The sequence below is a fragment of the Stenotrophomonas sp. K-6 genome (assembly GCF_056861555.1).
Window position 1 is genome coordinate 424,169 of record NZ_JBSPUC010000003.1, and the last position, 14,803, is coordinate 438,971.

Annotated in this window: 13 protein-coding genes; 8 read left to right on the forward strand and 5 right to left on the reverse strand. The window is 66.0% G+C overall.

Annotated elements, in window-relative coordinates:
* Positions 1 to 18 precede the first annotated feature (18 nt).
* From AC13F7_RS12295 to AC13F7_RS12310, 4 genes are all read right to left on the reverse strand, one after another.
* Entirely contained in the window at positions 19 to 258 is a 240-nt protein-coding gene (locus tag AC13F7_RS12295) for a DUF1653 domain-containing protein (protein ID WP_481469790.1), read from the reverse strand.
* Between the two features lie 64 nt (positions 259 to 322).
* Positions 323 to 2,107: a putative bifunctional diguanylate cyclase/phosphodiesterase gene (locus tag AC13F7_RS12300; protein ID WP_483000684.1), complete on the reverse strand. Its 1,785-nt coding sequence runs from the start codon at positions 2,105 to 2,107 to the stop codon at positions 323 to 325.
* 110 nt (positions 2,108 to 2,217) lie between these two features.
* The gene (locus AC13F7_RS12305; protein WP_123729566.1) at positions 2,218 to 2,583 is read right to left on the reverse strand and encodes a response regulator; all 366 of its coding nucleotides are present in this window, start codon (positions 2,581 to 2,583) and stop codon (positions 2,218 to 2,220) included.
* On the reverse strand, positions 2,576 to 3,733 hold the full coding sequence (locus tag AC13F7_RS12310; RefSeq protein ID WP_483000689.1) for a two-component system sensor histidine kinase NtrB: 1,158 nt from the start codon (positions 3,731 to 3,733) through the stop codon (positions 2,576 to 2,578). The genes AC13F7_RS12305 and AC13F7_RS12310 overlap by 8 nt, the downstream gene beginning before the upstream one ends.
* A gap of 154 nt (positions 3,734 to 3,887) precedes the next feature.
* Between AC13F7_RS12310 and AC13F7_RS12315 the strand changes: the two genes are divergently transcribed.
* From AC13F7_RS12315 to AC13F7_RS12350, 8 genes are all read left to right on the forward strand, one after another.
* Positions 3,888 to 7,004 carry a response regulator gene (locus AC13F7_RS12315; RefSeq protein WP_483000692.1) on the forward strand — a complete coding sequence of 1,039 codons (3,117 nt, stop codon included), beginning with the start codon at positions 3,888 to 3,890 and terminating at the stop codon, positions 7,002 to 7,004.
* Positions 7,001 to 7,825: a CheR family methyltransferase gene (locus AC13F7_RS12320; RefSeq protein WP_483000695.1), complete on the forward strand. Its 825-nt coding sequence runs from the start codon at positions 7,001 to 7,003 to the stop codon at positions 7,823 to 7,825. The genes AC13F7_RS12315 and AC13F7_RS12320 overlap by 4 nt, the downstream gene beginning before the upstream one ends.
* Positions 7,825 to 8,409 (forward strand): chemotaxis protein CheB, encoded by a 585-nt coding sequence (locus AC13F7_RS12325; RefSeq protein ID WP_483000697.1) that lies wholly within the window; start codon positions 7,825 to 7,827, stop codon positions 8,407 to 8,409. Before AC13F7_RS12320 ends, AC13F7_RS12325 begins: the two co-directional genes overlap by 1 nt.
* Entirely contained in the window at positions 8,406 to 9,524 is a 1,119-nt protein-coding gene (locus AC13F7_RS12330) for a hybrid sensor histidine kinase/response regulator (protein ID WP_483000699.1), read from the forward strand. Before AC13F7_RS12325 ends, AC13F7_RS12330 begins: the two co-directional genes overlap by 4 nt.
* A gap of 67 nt (positions 9,525 to 9,591) precedes the next feature.
* Positions 9,592 to 10,050, forward strand: coding sequence for a manganese-binding transcriptional regulator MntR (mntR, locus tag AC13F7_RS12335; RefSeq protein ID WP_123729561.1), 459 nt, complete (start codon positions 9,592 to 9,594; stop codon positions 10,048 to 10,050).
* Positions 10,043 to 10,567 carry a tRNA adenosine(34) deaminase TadA gene (tadA, locus tag AC13F7_RS12340; RefSeq protein WP_481469774.1) on the forward strand — a complete coding sequence of 175 codons (525 nt, stop codon included), beginning with the start codon at positions 10,043 to 10,045 and terminating at the stop codon, positions 10,565 to 10,567. Before mntR ends, tadA begins: the two co-directional genes overlap by 8 nt.
* A gap of 99 nt (positions 10,568 to 10,666) precedes the next feature.
* Entirely contained in the window at positions 10,667 to 11,236 is a 570-nt protein-coding gene (gene orn, locus AC13F7_RS12345; protein WP_483000701.1) for an oligoribonuclease, read from the forward strand.
* Between the two features lie 104 nt (positions 11,237 to 11,340).
* Positions 11,341 to 12,210 carry an EcsC family protein gene (locus tag AC13F7_RS12350; protein WP_123729765.1) on the forward strand — a complete coding sequence of 290 codons (870 nt, stop codon included), beginning with the start codon at positions 11,341 to 11,343 and terminating at the stop codon, positions 12,208 to 12,210.
* 157 nt (positions 12,211 to 12,367) lie between these two features.
* Here AC13F7_RS12350 and ppsA read toward each other — a convergent pair whose 3' ends face one another.
* Complete coding sequence (ppsA, locus tag AC13F7_RS12355; protein WP_483000703.1) at positions 12,368 to 14,746, reverse strand: phosphoenolpyruvate synthase; 2,379 nt, start codon at positions 14,744 to 14,746, stop codon at positions 12,368 to 12,370.
* Between the last annotated feature and the right edge of the window lie 57 nt (positions 14,747 to 14,803).

A 14,803-nucleotide genomic window follows, 5' to 3' on the forward strand; every position in this document is an offset into this window, starting at 1 on the left:
GCGCAGGTCTTTGGCCCCTCAGCCGTCCAAATCGACCCGCGCAAAGCGCGCACGCCACTGCCCATCCACCTCCACCTGCGCGACGAACATCTCGAACGGACGCACCCACAGGCCGATCTCCGAATCCAACGGCCGGTACAGCACCATCGGCATCAGGGTCTCGCTGTGGCGCACGACGCCGATCACTTCGTAGTTGCCGCCTTTGAAGTGGCGGTAGTGACCGAGCGGCAGAGTGGGCAGTGGGGCGAGATCGGACATGAGTCTGGCACGTGAGGCAGGCGGGCTGGACATTATCGCCTGAGGTGCAGACGCCGTCGCGCGATCAGCCCGCGTCCGGCAGTGGCCCCGCCCGGCAGGCGCTGACCAGGTGCAGCACGGCGTCGGGATGCATCGGGCGGGCGAGGTGATAGCCCTGCGCTTCATTGCAGCCCCACAGGCGCAACAGGGACAACTCGGCCTCGTTCTCCACGCCCTCTGCCACGGTGCGATAGCCAAGCTGGCGGGCCAGCTTGATGATGGCTTCCACCTTCAGGCGTGCCGTGCGCGAGCGCGCCAGTCCGGTGACCAGGGTCTGGTCGATCTTGATATGGCTGATCGGCACCTCGCTGAGGTAACCGAAGTTGCTGTACCCACTGCCGAAATCATCGATCGCGATGCGTATGCCGGCGGCGGCCATCTCCCGCAGCTGGGGAAGGGCCGCGGGGTGGTGGTTCAGCCATTGGCCTTCGGTGATCTCGATTTCGATCAGTCCCGGTACCAGCCCATGTGCGTGCAGCCGTTCGGACAGCACGTTCCATACCCGCTGGTCGTCGAAATCGCGCGGGGAAAGATTGAGCGATAGGCTGAAGCCGGGCACGATCTTCTGCCACTGCGCCGCCTGGGCCAGCGCATGATCGATCACCCACCGGCTGATGGCCGGCATCAGCGCGGTGCGCTCCAGCACCGGAATGAACTCGCCGGGGCTGACCGGACCGAGCATCGGGTGGGTCCAGCGCAGCAGCGCCTCGGCCGATACCGGCAGCCCGGTGATCAGATCGAAGCGCGGCTGATAGACCAGGCTGAACTGGTGCTGGGCCAGACCGCGCCCGGCATCGGAGGCCAACCGATAGCGGCGGCGCAGTGCATCGTCACGCTCCTGCGAGTACCAGCACAGGCAGGCGTCCGTCTGGATGGCGTGGTGCATGGCGACCAGGCATTTGCGGACCAGATCGCCGGTCTGCTCAGGCACTGAGAGGAAATCGCAGACACCGGCATGGAACTGCGGCGACATCGGAATGCTGCCGGCCATCAGTGGCCGACGCATGCGGATGCGCAGCCGATCCAGCAGCGCTTCGGTCTGCTCATGCGAGTGGTCGGCCAGCAGGAACGCAAAGCGGGTCACGCCGATGTGGTACACCTGCGCCAGGTCACGCAGCACATCCTGCACGCGCAGGGCGGCCTGCCGCAGCAGGGTTTCCACCGGCTTCATGCCCAGCGCCTGGCCAGCATCGTTGGCGCTCTGCAGATCGAATACATCCAGCACCACGGCCGTGAATGCACGCGCGTCGGCATGGCGGGCCAAGGCGTTGAGATCGGCCTGGAACTGGTGCCGGTTGGGCAACCCGCTGATCTGCTCGCGTCGGCCCAACGACATCTTCAGCTCCATCTGCGCAACCACCACCCGCGACAAGGTCTGCAGCTGCAGCTGCTCTTCAGCGCCGAGCTGCCGTGGCGTACGGTCCATGATGCACAGCGTGCCGAGCGCAACGCCGGCTTTGGTCACCAGCGGCGCGCCGGCGTAGAAGCGCAGCTGCTCCGGTCCGGTCACCAACGGGTTGTCGGCAAAGCGCGGGTCCTGTCGCAGATCGGCGACCTGCATGACGGTGTTGGTTGCCAGCGTCCGTGCGCAGATGGAGGCATGCCGTTCGGTGTGGCTGATGGCCAGGCCGACCTGGGAGATGATGTGCTGGTGATCGGCATCGAGGATGGACACCCATGCGATCGGGACGCCAAAGCTGAAGGCGGTCAACTCGGCAATGGGATCGAGCGCGGTACCCAACGCTGGATCCATCACGTTGAGCGCCTCGATCAACGCGATCCGATCTGCATCATTGCCCCTGTCCAGCATCTACCGCGCCCTGTGCCGACGTCACGGCTACTATCCGGGGTGTCGTGCAGAACCGGTGTGAAGCAGATGCAGCTGGGATGAAGCGTTCACGCTGGGCGCGTTTCGCCCGCTCAGGGCGAGACGGGAGACTGCAGCAGGGTCACCAGCTGGCGCAGGCGATACGGCTTGGGCAGGAACTCGACATGTTCCGGCAGCGGCGGCAGCTGGGAGCGCGCATAACCGGAGGCCAGGATGATGCGCGCATTGGGCAGCACATCGGCCACATGCTCGCTCAGCTCTACGCCACTCATGCCATTTGGCATGCTGATATCGCTGAACACCACATCGAACCCACCCGGATCCTGCATCAGCCGCAGCGCGGCCGGGCCGTCATCGGCGGTATGGATCTCGATGCCGAAGTCCTGCAGCGCCTGGCCAATCAGTTCACGCAGGTCCTGCTGGTCTTCGACCATCAATACGCGTAGGGGCTCAGACATGCTCGACTTCCTCAATGACAGGTAACAACAGGCGGACGGTGGTGCCCCGTCCGGGGGCGGTTTGTACGTCGACAAAGCCGTCGCACTGGGACACGAAGCCAAATACCTGGCTCAGGCCCAGCCCGCTGCCTTTGCCGACTTCCTTGGTGGTGAAGAATGGCTCGCTGGCGCGCTCGGCGATGTCCGGGGGCATCCCGTTGCCCTCATCGGTCACTGCGATGGCGACATAGTGGCGGCGCATGGGCTGGGACAGATCCGGTGCCAGTCGCTGTTCGACCTCGGCCGTGATCGTGACCGTGCCGCCCTGGGGCATCGCTTCGCCACTATTGAGCACCAGATTCAACACGGCGCTGTGCAACTGTACGCCATCGGTGATGATCGGGGGCAGATTCGGAGTCAGGTCCAGCTTCACTTCGATCCCGACCGGGCACGCGCGACGCAGCACGGGCAGGGCATCGAGCAGGAAGTCCTGCACCACCACCGGCTCGCGCACCAGGGTCTGATCCGAGGAAAACGCCAGCAACTGGCGGGTCAGCAGCGAGCCGCGGTCGGCAGCCGCCTGCGCCAGGTCCACCAGCTCCTGGGTGCGCCCGTCGGCGCCGGGGCGCAGGGCGATCATATCCAGTGCGTTGCCGATGGTGGTCAGCAGGTTGTTGAATTCATGGGCCAGGCCACGGGTCAGCCGGCCGACATTGTCCAGTTGCCGCTGCTGCACGTGCGCGCGCTGCGCATCCTGCAGCAGACGTTGGGCCTGGTAGCGCTCGGTGACGTCCTGGGTGACTTTGACAAAGCCGAGCAGGCAGCCATCCTCGCGCACCGGCTCGATCACCTCGCCGGCACGGAAGCGCTCGCCATTGCAGCGCACGCGCCAGCCTTCACCGACGAAGCGGCCATGGTCACGCGCATACTCCAGTGCCTGCTGCGGGACACCCAGCTGCTGGTCCTCGGGGGTATAGAACAGGCCGACATGCTTGCCGATCACCGCGTCGGCGGTATAGCCCTTGACCCGCTCGCAGCCCCGGTTCCAGCTGCAGATGCTGCCTTGCGTATCAAGCAGATAGATCGCGTGATCGCTCACGTTGTCGATCAACAGCTTCAGCTGCCGGCTTTCATCGGCGAGCGGTGTGACGCTGGATACGGCCTGGACCACGACGGCTATCGACTCCCCCGATCAGGGACCGAACCGTAGGGGCCATCATGTGAAGAAAGTGTCAAGAACGTGCATCAAACACGCTGACTTCTGGCGCTTAACAGCCGTTTACTGCTTCGGGTACCATCAGCCCCCTTTTGAGCTGGAACACGGCATGAATTCTGCGCCCACCTCCCGTGACCGTTGGATCTGGCTTGCGTCGGCCGCCTTGATGGCGGCCACGCTGGGCACGGAGATGGTGGTGCCACTGGGCTACGCGGTCTGGCTGACCTACTTCATGGCGGTGGGCATCACGCTGTTCCAGCGCCGGATGGAGGTGCCTCTGCTGGTGGCAATCGGGTCCTGCATCCTGCTGGCCGTGGGCTACAACGTGGCGCCCGCCAGCAGCAATTCGGCCTTCTCTTTCGTCAACCGCAGCATCGGTGGCGTTGCTTTCCTGATGATGGCCCTGACGGTGATGAAGGCCATCGGCGCCCGCCGCGAAGCCGCCGATGCGTTGTGGCTGCAGGCCGGCGAGAACGTGGTCGGCACCAGCCTGCAGGGCGATCCCACCCCGCGTGAGCTGGCTGACCAGGCCATGCGCGCGTTGTGCGCGCAGCTCAACGCCGATGTCGGTGCGATGTACCGCCTGCAGGGTGAGCGGCTGGTGTTGGTCGGTGGCGCCGCGCTGCCTTCGCAGCTGCCGGAGACCCTGCCGGCGCATGCCGGCCAATGGGGCGAGATCATCCGCGAGGGCCGCGCGCGTCGGCTGGAAGACAGTGACAGCCCGCTGGATATCGATACTCCGCTGGGCCGCACCACGGTCCACCAGCGCCTGCTGGGCCCGATCACGGCCGACGGCGCGGTGATCGGCGTGATTGAACTGGGCCGTGCCGGCGTCTCGCCTGCGCGAGGCCTGGAGATGGCCCTGCTGCTGCAGTGCGCCGAGCCGATCGGCATTGCGCTGCGCGCGGCATTGCTCAATGCGCAGCTGGTGGAGCTGCTGGAAGAGACCCAGCGCCAGAGCGAAGAGCTTCAGACGCAGCAGGAAGAGCTGCGCGTGGCCAACGAGGAACTGGAAGAGCAGAGCCGCAGCCTGCTGCATTCCCAGGCCAACCTGGAGCAGCAGCAGGCCGAACTGGAACAGACCAATGTGCAGCTCGAAGAGCGCACCCACGAGCTGGAGTCGCGCCAGCAGGCGCTGCTGCTGGCCCAGGCCCAGCTGGTGCAGAACAGCGCGGAGCTGGAAGCCAGCTCGCGTTACAAATCCGAGTTCCTGGCCAACATGTCCCACGAGCTGCGCACGCCGCTCAACAGCTCGCTGATCCTGGCCAAGCTGCTGGCCGACAACAAGGAAAGCACGCTGACCGCCGAGCAGGTCAAATACGCCCAGGCGATCCATTCCTCCAACAACGACCTGCTGGCGCTGATCAACGACATTCTGGACCTGTCGCGGATCGAGGCCGGCCATGTCGAGCTGGTCGAGGAAAACCTCGCGGTGTCCAGCGTCCTGCAGCGCCTGAAGGAAACCTTCGAGCCGATGGCCGTGCAGAAGGGGTTGAGCCTGGAGATCAGCGCCACGCCGGACGCACCGACCCAACTGCTGGCCGACAGCCAGCGCCTGCAGCAGATCCTCAAGAACCTGCTGGCCAATGCGGTCAAGTTCACCGAACACGGCAGCGTGTCGTTGAAGGTGCGCAGTGCCGGGGCAGGGCGAATCCAGTTCGCGGTGTCCGATACCGGTATCGGCATTCCGGAAGAACAGACGGCGGTGATCTTCGAGGCTTTCCGCCAGGCCGATGGCAGCACCCGCCGCCGTTACGGCGGCACTGGGTTGGGGCTGTCGATCTCGCGCGATCTGGCGGCACGCATGGGAGGCAGCATCACCGTCTCCAGCGAGCCGGGTCGGGGCAGCTGCTTCACGCTTGAACTGCCGCTGCTGGCGGGCGGTGGCACCGGCAGCGCGCACAGCGTCGTGCACGACGTCCGTCCCGCCGCCGTGGCGGCACCGGCCCTGCCTGCCGCTGCTCCGCTGGGCCGCGCCCACGCCGAATCCGCCCCTGCGCAGGCGCCTGCACCTGCGGCGAAGGTCATCGATGACCGTGGCCGTCGCAGCCGTGCCGGCCGCATGATTCTGGTGGTGGAGGACGATGCGACCTTCGCCGGCGCGCTGGTCTCGATGGCGCACGAGCTGGATTTCGACTGCGTGGTCGCCGGTACTGCCGAGGAAGCCCTGGGCCTGGCCACCGAGCTGCGCCCGAACGGCATCCTGCTCGATATCGGCCTGCCCGATGTGTCCGGGTTGAGCGTGCTCGAGCGCCTCAAGCGCGACCCGGCGACGCGCCATATCCCGGTGCATGTGGTCTCCGGCCTGGAGCGGTCCCAAGTGGCGATGGAGCTGGGCGCGATCGGCTACGTGATCAAGCCGGCCACGCGCGAGCGCCTGGTCGGGGCGATCCAGCAGCTGGAAGCCACCAGCCAGCGCGATGTGCGCCGCCTGCTGATCGTCGAGGATGACAGCGAGCTGCGCTCCAACCTGCAGCTGCTGCTCGGCCGCGACCAGCTCGAAATCACCGCGGTGGGCACCATCACCGAGGCGATGGCCGAACTGGCCGGCTCCACCTTCGATTGCATGGTCACCGATCTGGCGTTGCCCGATGGCACCGGCTACGACCTGCTCGAGCGGATGGCGGGCAACGATGCCGTCGCCTTCCCGCCGGTGATCGTCTACACCGGCCGCGCGCTGACCCGCGATGAAGAACAGCGCCTGCGCCGCTATTCCAAGAGCATCATCATCAAGGGTGCGCGCTCGCCGGAGCGCCTGCTCGACGAAGTGACCCTGTTCCTGCACAGCGTCGAGGCCTCGCTGCCGACCGACCAGCAGCGTCTGCTGCGCGAAGCACGCCGCCGCGATGCGGTGCTTGATGGCCGCATCGTGCTGCTGGCCGAGGACGATGTGCGCAACATCTTCGCGCTGTCCAGCGTGCTCGAGCCGTTGGGCGTCACCCTGGAAATCGCGCGCAATGGTCGCGAGGCGCTGGACAAGCTGCGCCCCGAGATCGACCTGGTGCTGATGGACATCATGATGCCGGAGATGGACGGGCTGACCGCCATGCGCGAAATCCGCGCGGACAACCGCTGGCGCGACCTGCCGATCATCGCGCTGACCGCCAAGGCGATGCCCGATGACCGTGAGCATTGCCTGCAGGCCGGCGCCAACGATTACATCGCCAAGCCGATCGACGTGGACAAGCTGGTCTCGCTGTGCCGCGTGTGGTGCTCGCGCCGATGAATGAAACGGAGCTGTTCGATCTGGAGCTGAAGGTACTGCTGGAGGCGGTCTACCAGCGCTACCATTACGACTTCCGTGACTACGCGTTGGCGTCGTTGCGGCGGCGTATGCGGCATGCCATGTCGCGCTTCGAGTGCCCGACCATGGGCGCATTGCAGCACCGGCTGCTGCACGAGCCGGAGACGTTCGCCCAGGCGATGCAGTACTTTACCGTGCAGGTCTCGGAGATGTTCCGTGACCCGCCGTACTTCAAGGTGCTGCGCGAGCATGCGGTACCGGTACTGCGCACCTATCCCTCGATCAAGCTGTGGGTGGCCGGCTGCAGCACCGGCGAAGAGGTGTGGTCGCTGGCGATCCTGCTGCATGAGGAGGGCCTGCTGGATCGGGCGATCATCTACGCCACCGACATCAATCCCGAGGCGCTGCAGGCCGCCGAGTCCGGTGCGTTTGCGCTGGACCGGCTGGCGCAGTTCAGCCGCAACTACCTGGCCGCCGGCGGCACCGGCTCGCTGTCGGATTACTACAGCAGCGGGTATGGCAGCGTGGTCTTCGACCGCCGCCTGAAGCGCAACATCGTCTTCGCCGACCACAGCCTGGCCACCGACACCGTGTTCTCCGAAGTGCACCTGGTCTCCTGCCGCAACGTGCTGATCTATTTCCAGCGCCCGCTGCAGAACCGTGCCATCGGTCTGTTCCATGAGGCCTTGGTACATCGGGGCTTCCTGGGGCTGGGCAGCAAGGAATCGCTGCAGTTCGGTGAACACGCAGGCGCCTTCGAAGCCTGCGCGCGCGACCAGCGCCTGTATCGGAAGCTGGCCTGATGATCGGTACGTCGCAGCGCAGCCGGTTCGATCTGGTGGTCATCGGTGCGTCCGCCGGCGGCGTCAGTGCGCTGCAGTCGCTGTTGTCCGCTTTCCCGGCGACGCTGGATCTGCCCGTGCTGGTGGTGCTGCATTTGCCGCGCGACCGGCCCAGCCGCATCGCCGACCTGCTCGACGCCGGCTGCCCGCTGCCGGTGCGCGAGGCCGAGGACAAGCAGCCGCTGCACCCCGGTACCGTGACCTTCGCCCCACCGGACTACCACCTGCTGGTGGAGGACCGCGCCACGCTCGCGCTGTCCATCGATCCGCCCGTGCTGTTCTCGCGCCCGGCGATCGACCCCCTGTTCGAAAGCGCTGCCGACGTGTTTGGCGACGGTGTGCTGGCGATCCTGCTCACCGGTGCCAGCAGCGACGGCAGTGATGGGGTCGCCGCGGTCCGCCAGGCCGGCGGCGAAGCCTGGATCCAATGCCCTGAGGAGGCGTATTCCTCGATGATGCCCGCCTCGGCCCTGGCGCACGCCGGCGCCGACGCGGTGCTCCCGCTCACCTCCATCTGCACGCGTATGAAAGGTCTTACCCGATGAACCTGATCGAGCCCGCCGGGTCGACTGCCACCACCGATTGCGTGAAGCTGCTGATTGTCGATGACATTCCGCAGAACCTGGTTGCGATGGAAGCGCTGCTGCGCCGCCCGGGCCTGGAGATCCTGTGTGCCGCTTCCGGCGCTGAAGCGCTTGAACTGCTGCTCGAGCATGAGGTGGCGCTGGCGCTGCTGGATGTGCACATGCCGGAGATCGACGGCTTTTCGCTCGCCGAACTGATGCGTGGCTCCCAGCGCAGCCGCGACGTGCCGATCATCTTCCTGACCGCGTCCCCCAACGATCCCGTGCGCGCCTTCAAGGGCTACGAGACCGGCGCGGTCGATTTCCTGCACAAGCCGATCGAGCCGCAGGTGATCATGAGCAAGGTCAACGTCTTCATCGAGCTTTACCAGCAGAAACAGCTGCTCAAGGCGCGCAACGAGGCGCTGGAGCATGCCCTCAAGCTCAATGAAACGATGATGGCGGTGCTGACCCACGACCTGCGGACGCCACTGGCCGCGATCCTGCTGTGTGCCGACAAGCTGTCGCTGGACCTGCCCGACGACAGCCAGGTCCAACGCACGCTGGTGCATCTGGAGAACAGTGCCCAGCGCATGGTGCGGATGGTCGAGCAGCTGCTGGATTTCTCCAGGATCCGTACCGGCGGCCTGCGCCTGCACAGCACCGAGTGCGACCTCGCCGAGCTTGCCTCGCTGGTGGTGGCCGAGATCGGCCGCGCCCACCCGCAGGCAACGATCGAGCTGAAGGTACATGGCGATGCGCATGTCCAGGGCGACCCGGATCGATTGGCGCAGCTGCTGTCCAACCTGGTGAGCAATGCGGTGCTGCACGGCGGCGATGCGCCGGTGCTTGTCCGCCTGGAAGGGGAGCGCAATGGACCGCTGCGGCTGCAGGTGCGCAATGCGGGGCAGATCCCCGAGGCCTTGCTGCCGCGGCTGTTCGAGCCGTTCAAGGCCAGTTTCCACGACAGTCGCGGCTTGGGGCTGGGGCTGTTCATCGCCAGCGAGTTCGCGCGTGCGCATGGGGGCACACTGGTGGCCGTCAACGAAGACGGGACCGTGTTGTTCGAGACGGTATTGCAGCGGCGGCCTCGCTGAGGTACGGCGTTAGGTAAACTGTTCCGGCGCCGCAGCCCTTCGCCACCGGCCCATTGCTGGAGCCACCATGCCGTCCTCGACCCGTAAAGCCGCCTCGCCCCTGATCGATGCCCAGGTGCATGTCGAGGGCTTCGTGCAGGTGCGCGAAGCGCGCCGGTCCGAGCTGGTCGAGGATTACGTGGAGCTGATCGCGGACCTGATCGCCGATGGCCGCGAGGCCCGGCAGGTGGATATCGCCACCCGGCTCGGCGTAGCGCAGCCCACCGTCGCCAAGGCCCTCAAGCGGCTGGTCAAGGAAGGCTGGGCGATCCAACGGCCGTATCGCGGCGTGTTCCTGACCCCGGCCGGCGAGCAGTTGGCGGTGGAGATGCGCGCCCGCCATCAGACCGTGGAGCAGTTCCTGCTGGCGCTGGGCGTGGACGCCGATTCGGCGCGACGCGACGCGGAAGGGATCGAGCATCACGTCAGTGAGGCCACCCTGGCCGCGTTCGAGGCCTTCGTGCGCAAGGCCAACGGCCATGGTTGAGCGCCTCACGCCGCCACCCCCGTTGGGCGTGCCCGTGCACGACCAGGATGAGCATTGGATGCGCCACGCGCTGGGCCTGGCCGAGCGTGCCGAGCGCGAATTCGATGAGATTCCGGTCGGCGCAGTCCTCGTCGGTGCCGATGGCACCGTGCTCGGCGAAGGCTGGAACCTCAACATCGCCGACCATGACCCCAGCGCGCATGCCGAGATCGTGGCGATGCGGCAGGCGGGCAGGGCGATCACCAACCACCGGCTGATCGGCAGCACGCTGTACGTCACCCTGGAGCCGTGTGCGATGTGTGCGATGGCCATCGTGCACGCACGCGTAGCGCGGCTGGTGTACGCCGCCACCGACCCCAAGACCGGTGCCTGCGGCAGCGTGTTCGACCTGATCGGCGACCCCCGGCACAACCACCGTGTGGAGATCCACGGTGGCGTACTGGCCAAGGATGCGAGTACCCGGCTGACCAACTATTTCCGCGCCAAGCGCGGCAAACCACCGCTGCTGCTGGAATAAGGGCGCCACAGCGACAGGGTCGTGACGGGTTGGCGGTATCATGTGGCCTTATCCATTCCTGGTCGCGGCGCAAGCGGCGGCCCAGCACAAGGCGAACACATGGCGGACAACGGCGCAGAAGGCGAGCGACTGATCTGGATCGATCTGGAAATGACCGGTCTGGACACGGACAACGATGCAATCATCGAGATCGCCACCGTGGTCACCGATGCGCAGTTGAACGTGCTGGCCGAAGGTCCGGAGTTCGCGATCCATCATCCGGTCGAGCGCCTGGAGTCCATGGACGAGTGGAATCGCAACCAGCATCGTCGCTCGGGGTTGTGGCAGCGTGTTGTCGACAGCACCGTCACCCTGGGCCAGGCCGAAGCGCAGACCATCGCCTTCCTGCAGCAGTGGATCAAGGCCGGCGCGTCGCCGATGTGCGGCAACTCGATCTGCCAGGACCGTCGCTTCCTGCACCGTGAAATGCCGCGCCTGGAGAAGTACTTCCACTACCGCAATCTGGACGTCTCCACGATCAAGGAACTGGCCAAGCGCTGGGCCCCCGGCGTCGCTGCCGGCGTCGGCAAGACGGCCAGCCATACCGCGCTGAGCGACGTGCACGATTCCATTGAAGAGCTTCGCCATTACCGCCAGTTCATGGGCGCGCTGTCGGGCCTGCCGGCCTGATCCAACCGCCACGTCTGCGTGGCAACGCGGCCTGTGCACAGGCGTTCAGCCAGCGTCAGGCGTGGCAACGAGCGGTATACATCGGCAGCGCTATGATCGCGGCCATGAACGCCATCACCTCGCCGCAACCGCCGCCGCTGTCCTCCTCGATCCTGCCGACCTCGCAGGATTGGCGCGACCTGCAGCGTGCGGTGGACCTGTTGGAATCGCCCACGCTGACTGCCAAGATGGCCAACCTGATCGGTTCGCCGCTGGAATTCGCGGTCAAACGCCTGCCGGATTCGGTGTCACGCCGCATCCACGGCGCGGTCGAAGCGGCGCTGTTCAAATCCGCCCAGGCCGCGTTGTGGACGATGGACAACACACCGGGCAAAGCAGCGTCCACGCGCTGGCATAAGCTGGCCGCGGCCACCTCCGGTGCGGTGGGCGGCGCGTTCGGCTTCACCACGCTGTTCATCGAGCTGCCGGTGTCCACCACGATCATGATGCGTTCGGTGGCGGACGTGGCCCGCAGCGAGGGCTTCGACCTGCGTGAGATGAGCACCCGGCATGCCTGCCTGGAGGTGTTTGCCTTGGGTGGCAACTCCGGCAAGGACGATGCCAGTGAGACCGGCTACTACATTACGCGTGGCTTCACTGCCGAGGTGATGCGTCACCTGTCCGCCGAGCTGGCCGGCCGCGCGGTCGGCGGCAGCCCGGTGATGATCGGGCTGACCCCGAAGGAAGCGGGGAAGTGGCTGGCCAAGCTCGTGGAGAAGGTCGCCGCGCGTTTCGGCGTGGTGGTCACCGAGAAGTTCGCCGCGCAGGCGGTCCCGATCGTGGGGGCGGTGGCCGGTGCGACGCTCAACACCATGTTCACCGACTACTACCAGGACGTGGCGCGCGGTCATTTCATCGTGCGCCGGCTGGAGCGGACCTACGGCTACGAGACCGTTCGGGCGGCCTATTCGATGCTGGCGGCCGAGCGTACTTGATCGCCTCAACCGCCGAGGCCTGAAGGCGCTCGCGTTATGCGGGAAGGAAACCGTCGCGCGATGCGCTGCGGCCGACCAGCGGTCGGCTCTACCGGCGCCGCATAAAACAACACCCCGCTTGCGCGGGGTGTTGTTCTTCATCTCATTGCCGGAAGGATCAACCCTTGGCTTTGAGCTTGGCCAGGCGCAGCCAGGTATCCACCACGGTATCTGGATTCAGCGACACCGACTCGATCCCTTCCTGCATCAGCCATTCGGCCAGATCCGGGTGATCGGACGGGCCCTGGCCGCAGATGCCGACGTACTTGCCCTTGGCGCGCGCGGACTTGATCGCCATCGACAGCAGCTTCTTCACCGCCGGGTTCCGCTCGTCGAACAGGTGCGCGACGATCGAGGAATCACGGTCCAGGCCCAGGGTCAGCTGGGTCAGGTCGTTGGAGCCGATCGAGAAGCCGTCGAAGATCTCCAGGAACTCATCGGCGAGCAGTGCATTGGACGGCACTTCGCACATCATGATGATCTTCAGGCCGTTCTCGCCCTGCTTGAGGCCGTTCTGTTCCAGCACCTCGACGACCTTGCGGCCCTCTTCCAGGGTGCGCACGAACGGGATCATGACCCACAGGTTGTCCAGGCCCATCTCGTTGCGCACGCGCAGCACCGCCTGGCATTCCAGGGCGAAGGCGGCCGAGAAGCTCGGATCGACGTAACGGCTGGCGCCGCGGAAGCCGATCATCGGGTTCTCTTCGTGCGGCTCGTAGTTGGTACCGCCGATCAGGTTGGCGTACTCGTTGGACTTGAAGTCCGACAGGCGCACGATCACCGGGTTCGGGGCGACCGACGCGGTCAGGGTGGCGATGCCTTCGGCCAGACGACCGACGTAGAAGCTGACCGGATCGGCGTAACCGGCGATCTTCTCGTCGATCTTCTTCTTGGTCGCCGCGTCCTGGCGGTCGTACTCGAGCAGCGCGTTCGGGTGGATGCCGATGTGGCTGGCGATGATCATTTCCAGACGGGCCAGGCCGATGCCGGCGTTCGGCAGCTGGCCGAAATCGAAGGCACGTTCCGGGTTGGCCACGTTCATCATGATCTTCAGCGGCGCCGGCGGCATGTTGCCCAGATCCGTGGTGGTGCGCTCGAACTCGAGGATGCCGTCGTAGATGAAGCCGGTGTCACCCTCGGCGCAGCTGACGGTCACTTCCTGGCCATCCTGGATCAGCTGGGTGGCGTTGCCCGAGCCGACCACGGCCGGCACGCCCAGCTCACGCGCGATGATCGCCGCGTGGCAGGTGCGGCCGCCACGGTTGGTTACGATGGCCGAGGCGCGCTTCATCACGGGCTCCCAATCGGGATCGGTCATGTCGGCGATCAGCACGTCGCCGGGCTGCACGCGGGCCATGTCGTCCAAGGTACGCACCACGCGGGCGGTACCGGCACCGATCTTGGCGCCGACGGCGCGGCCTTCGGCCAGTACCTTGCCGTCCTTCTGGTTCAGCGCGAAGCGTTCGATCTGGGTGGCATGGCCACGCGACTTCACGGTCTCCGGACGCGCCTGCACGATGAACAGCTTGCCGCTGACGCCGTCCTTGGCCCACTCGATATCCATCGGGCGGCCGTAATGCTGTTCGATCACCAGCGCCTGCTTGGACAGTTCCTGCACGTCCTCGTCGCTGATGGAGAAGGTGTTGCGCAGCTCGGCCGGGGTGTCTTCGATGCGCACGCGCTCACCGGGAACATCCGAATACACCATGCGGATCGCCTTGCTGCCGAGCGAGCGGCGCAGGATCGCCGGCTTGCCCGCGCTCAAGGTGGGCTTGTAGACGTAGAACTCGTCCGGGTTGACCGCACCCTGCACGACCATTTCGCCCAGGCCGAACGAGGAGGTGACGAACACCACGTCGCGGAAGCCGGATTCGGTGTCCAGGGTGAACAGCACGCCGGAGGAGCCCACGCCCGAGCGCACCATCAGCTGCACGCCGGCGGACAGGAACACGTCCTCGTGCTTGAAGCCATGGTGGACGCGGTAGGCGATAGCACGGTCGTTGTACAGGGAGGCGAACACTTCCTTGACCTTGTGCACGACATCGTCGGCGCCGGTCACGTTGAGGAAGGTCTCCTGCTGGCCGGCGAAGGACGCATCGGGCAGATCTTCGGCAGTGGCCGAGGAGCGCACCGCGACCGCGACATCGCCGCCGCCGTTTTCGCTGCACAGTTTGGCGTAGGCGGTGCGGATGTCCTGGTCCAGCGCCGGGTGCAGCGGGGCATCGATCACCCAGCCGCGGATTTCCTTGCCGGCCACCGTCAGGGCACCGACATCTTCCACGTCCAGCGTGGCCAGCTTGTCGAAGATGCGCTTGGACAGATCGTTGTGGGCGATGAAGTCCTTGAAGGCTTCAGAGGTGGTTGCGTAACCGCCGGGGACAGACACCCCCAGACCGGCAAGATTGCCGATCATTTCGCCAAGCGACGAATTCTTGCCGCCTACGCGGGCCAGATCGGCCAGGCGCAGTTCGTGCAACCACAGGATGTTCTCGTTCAAGCGCGATGCTCCGTTTGGCCATCGCCCGAGGCGGGCTGGATGGCCACGTCCGTAGGA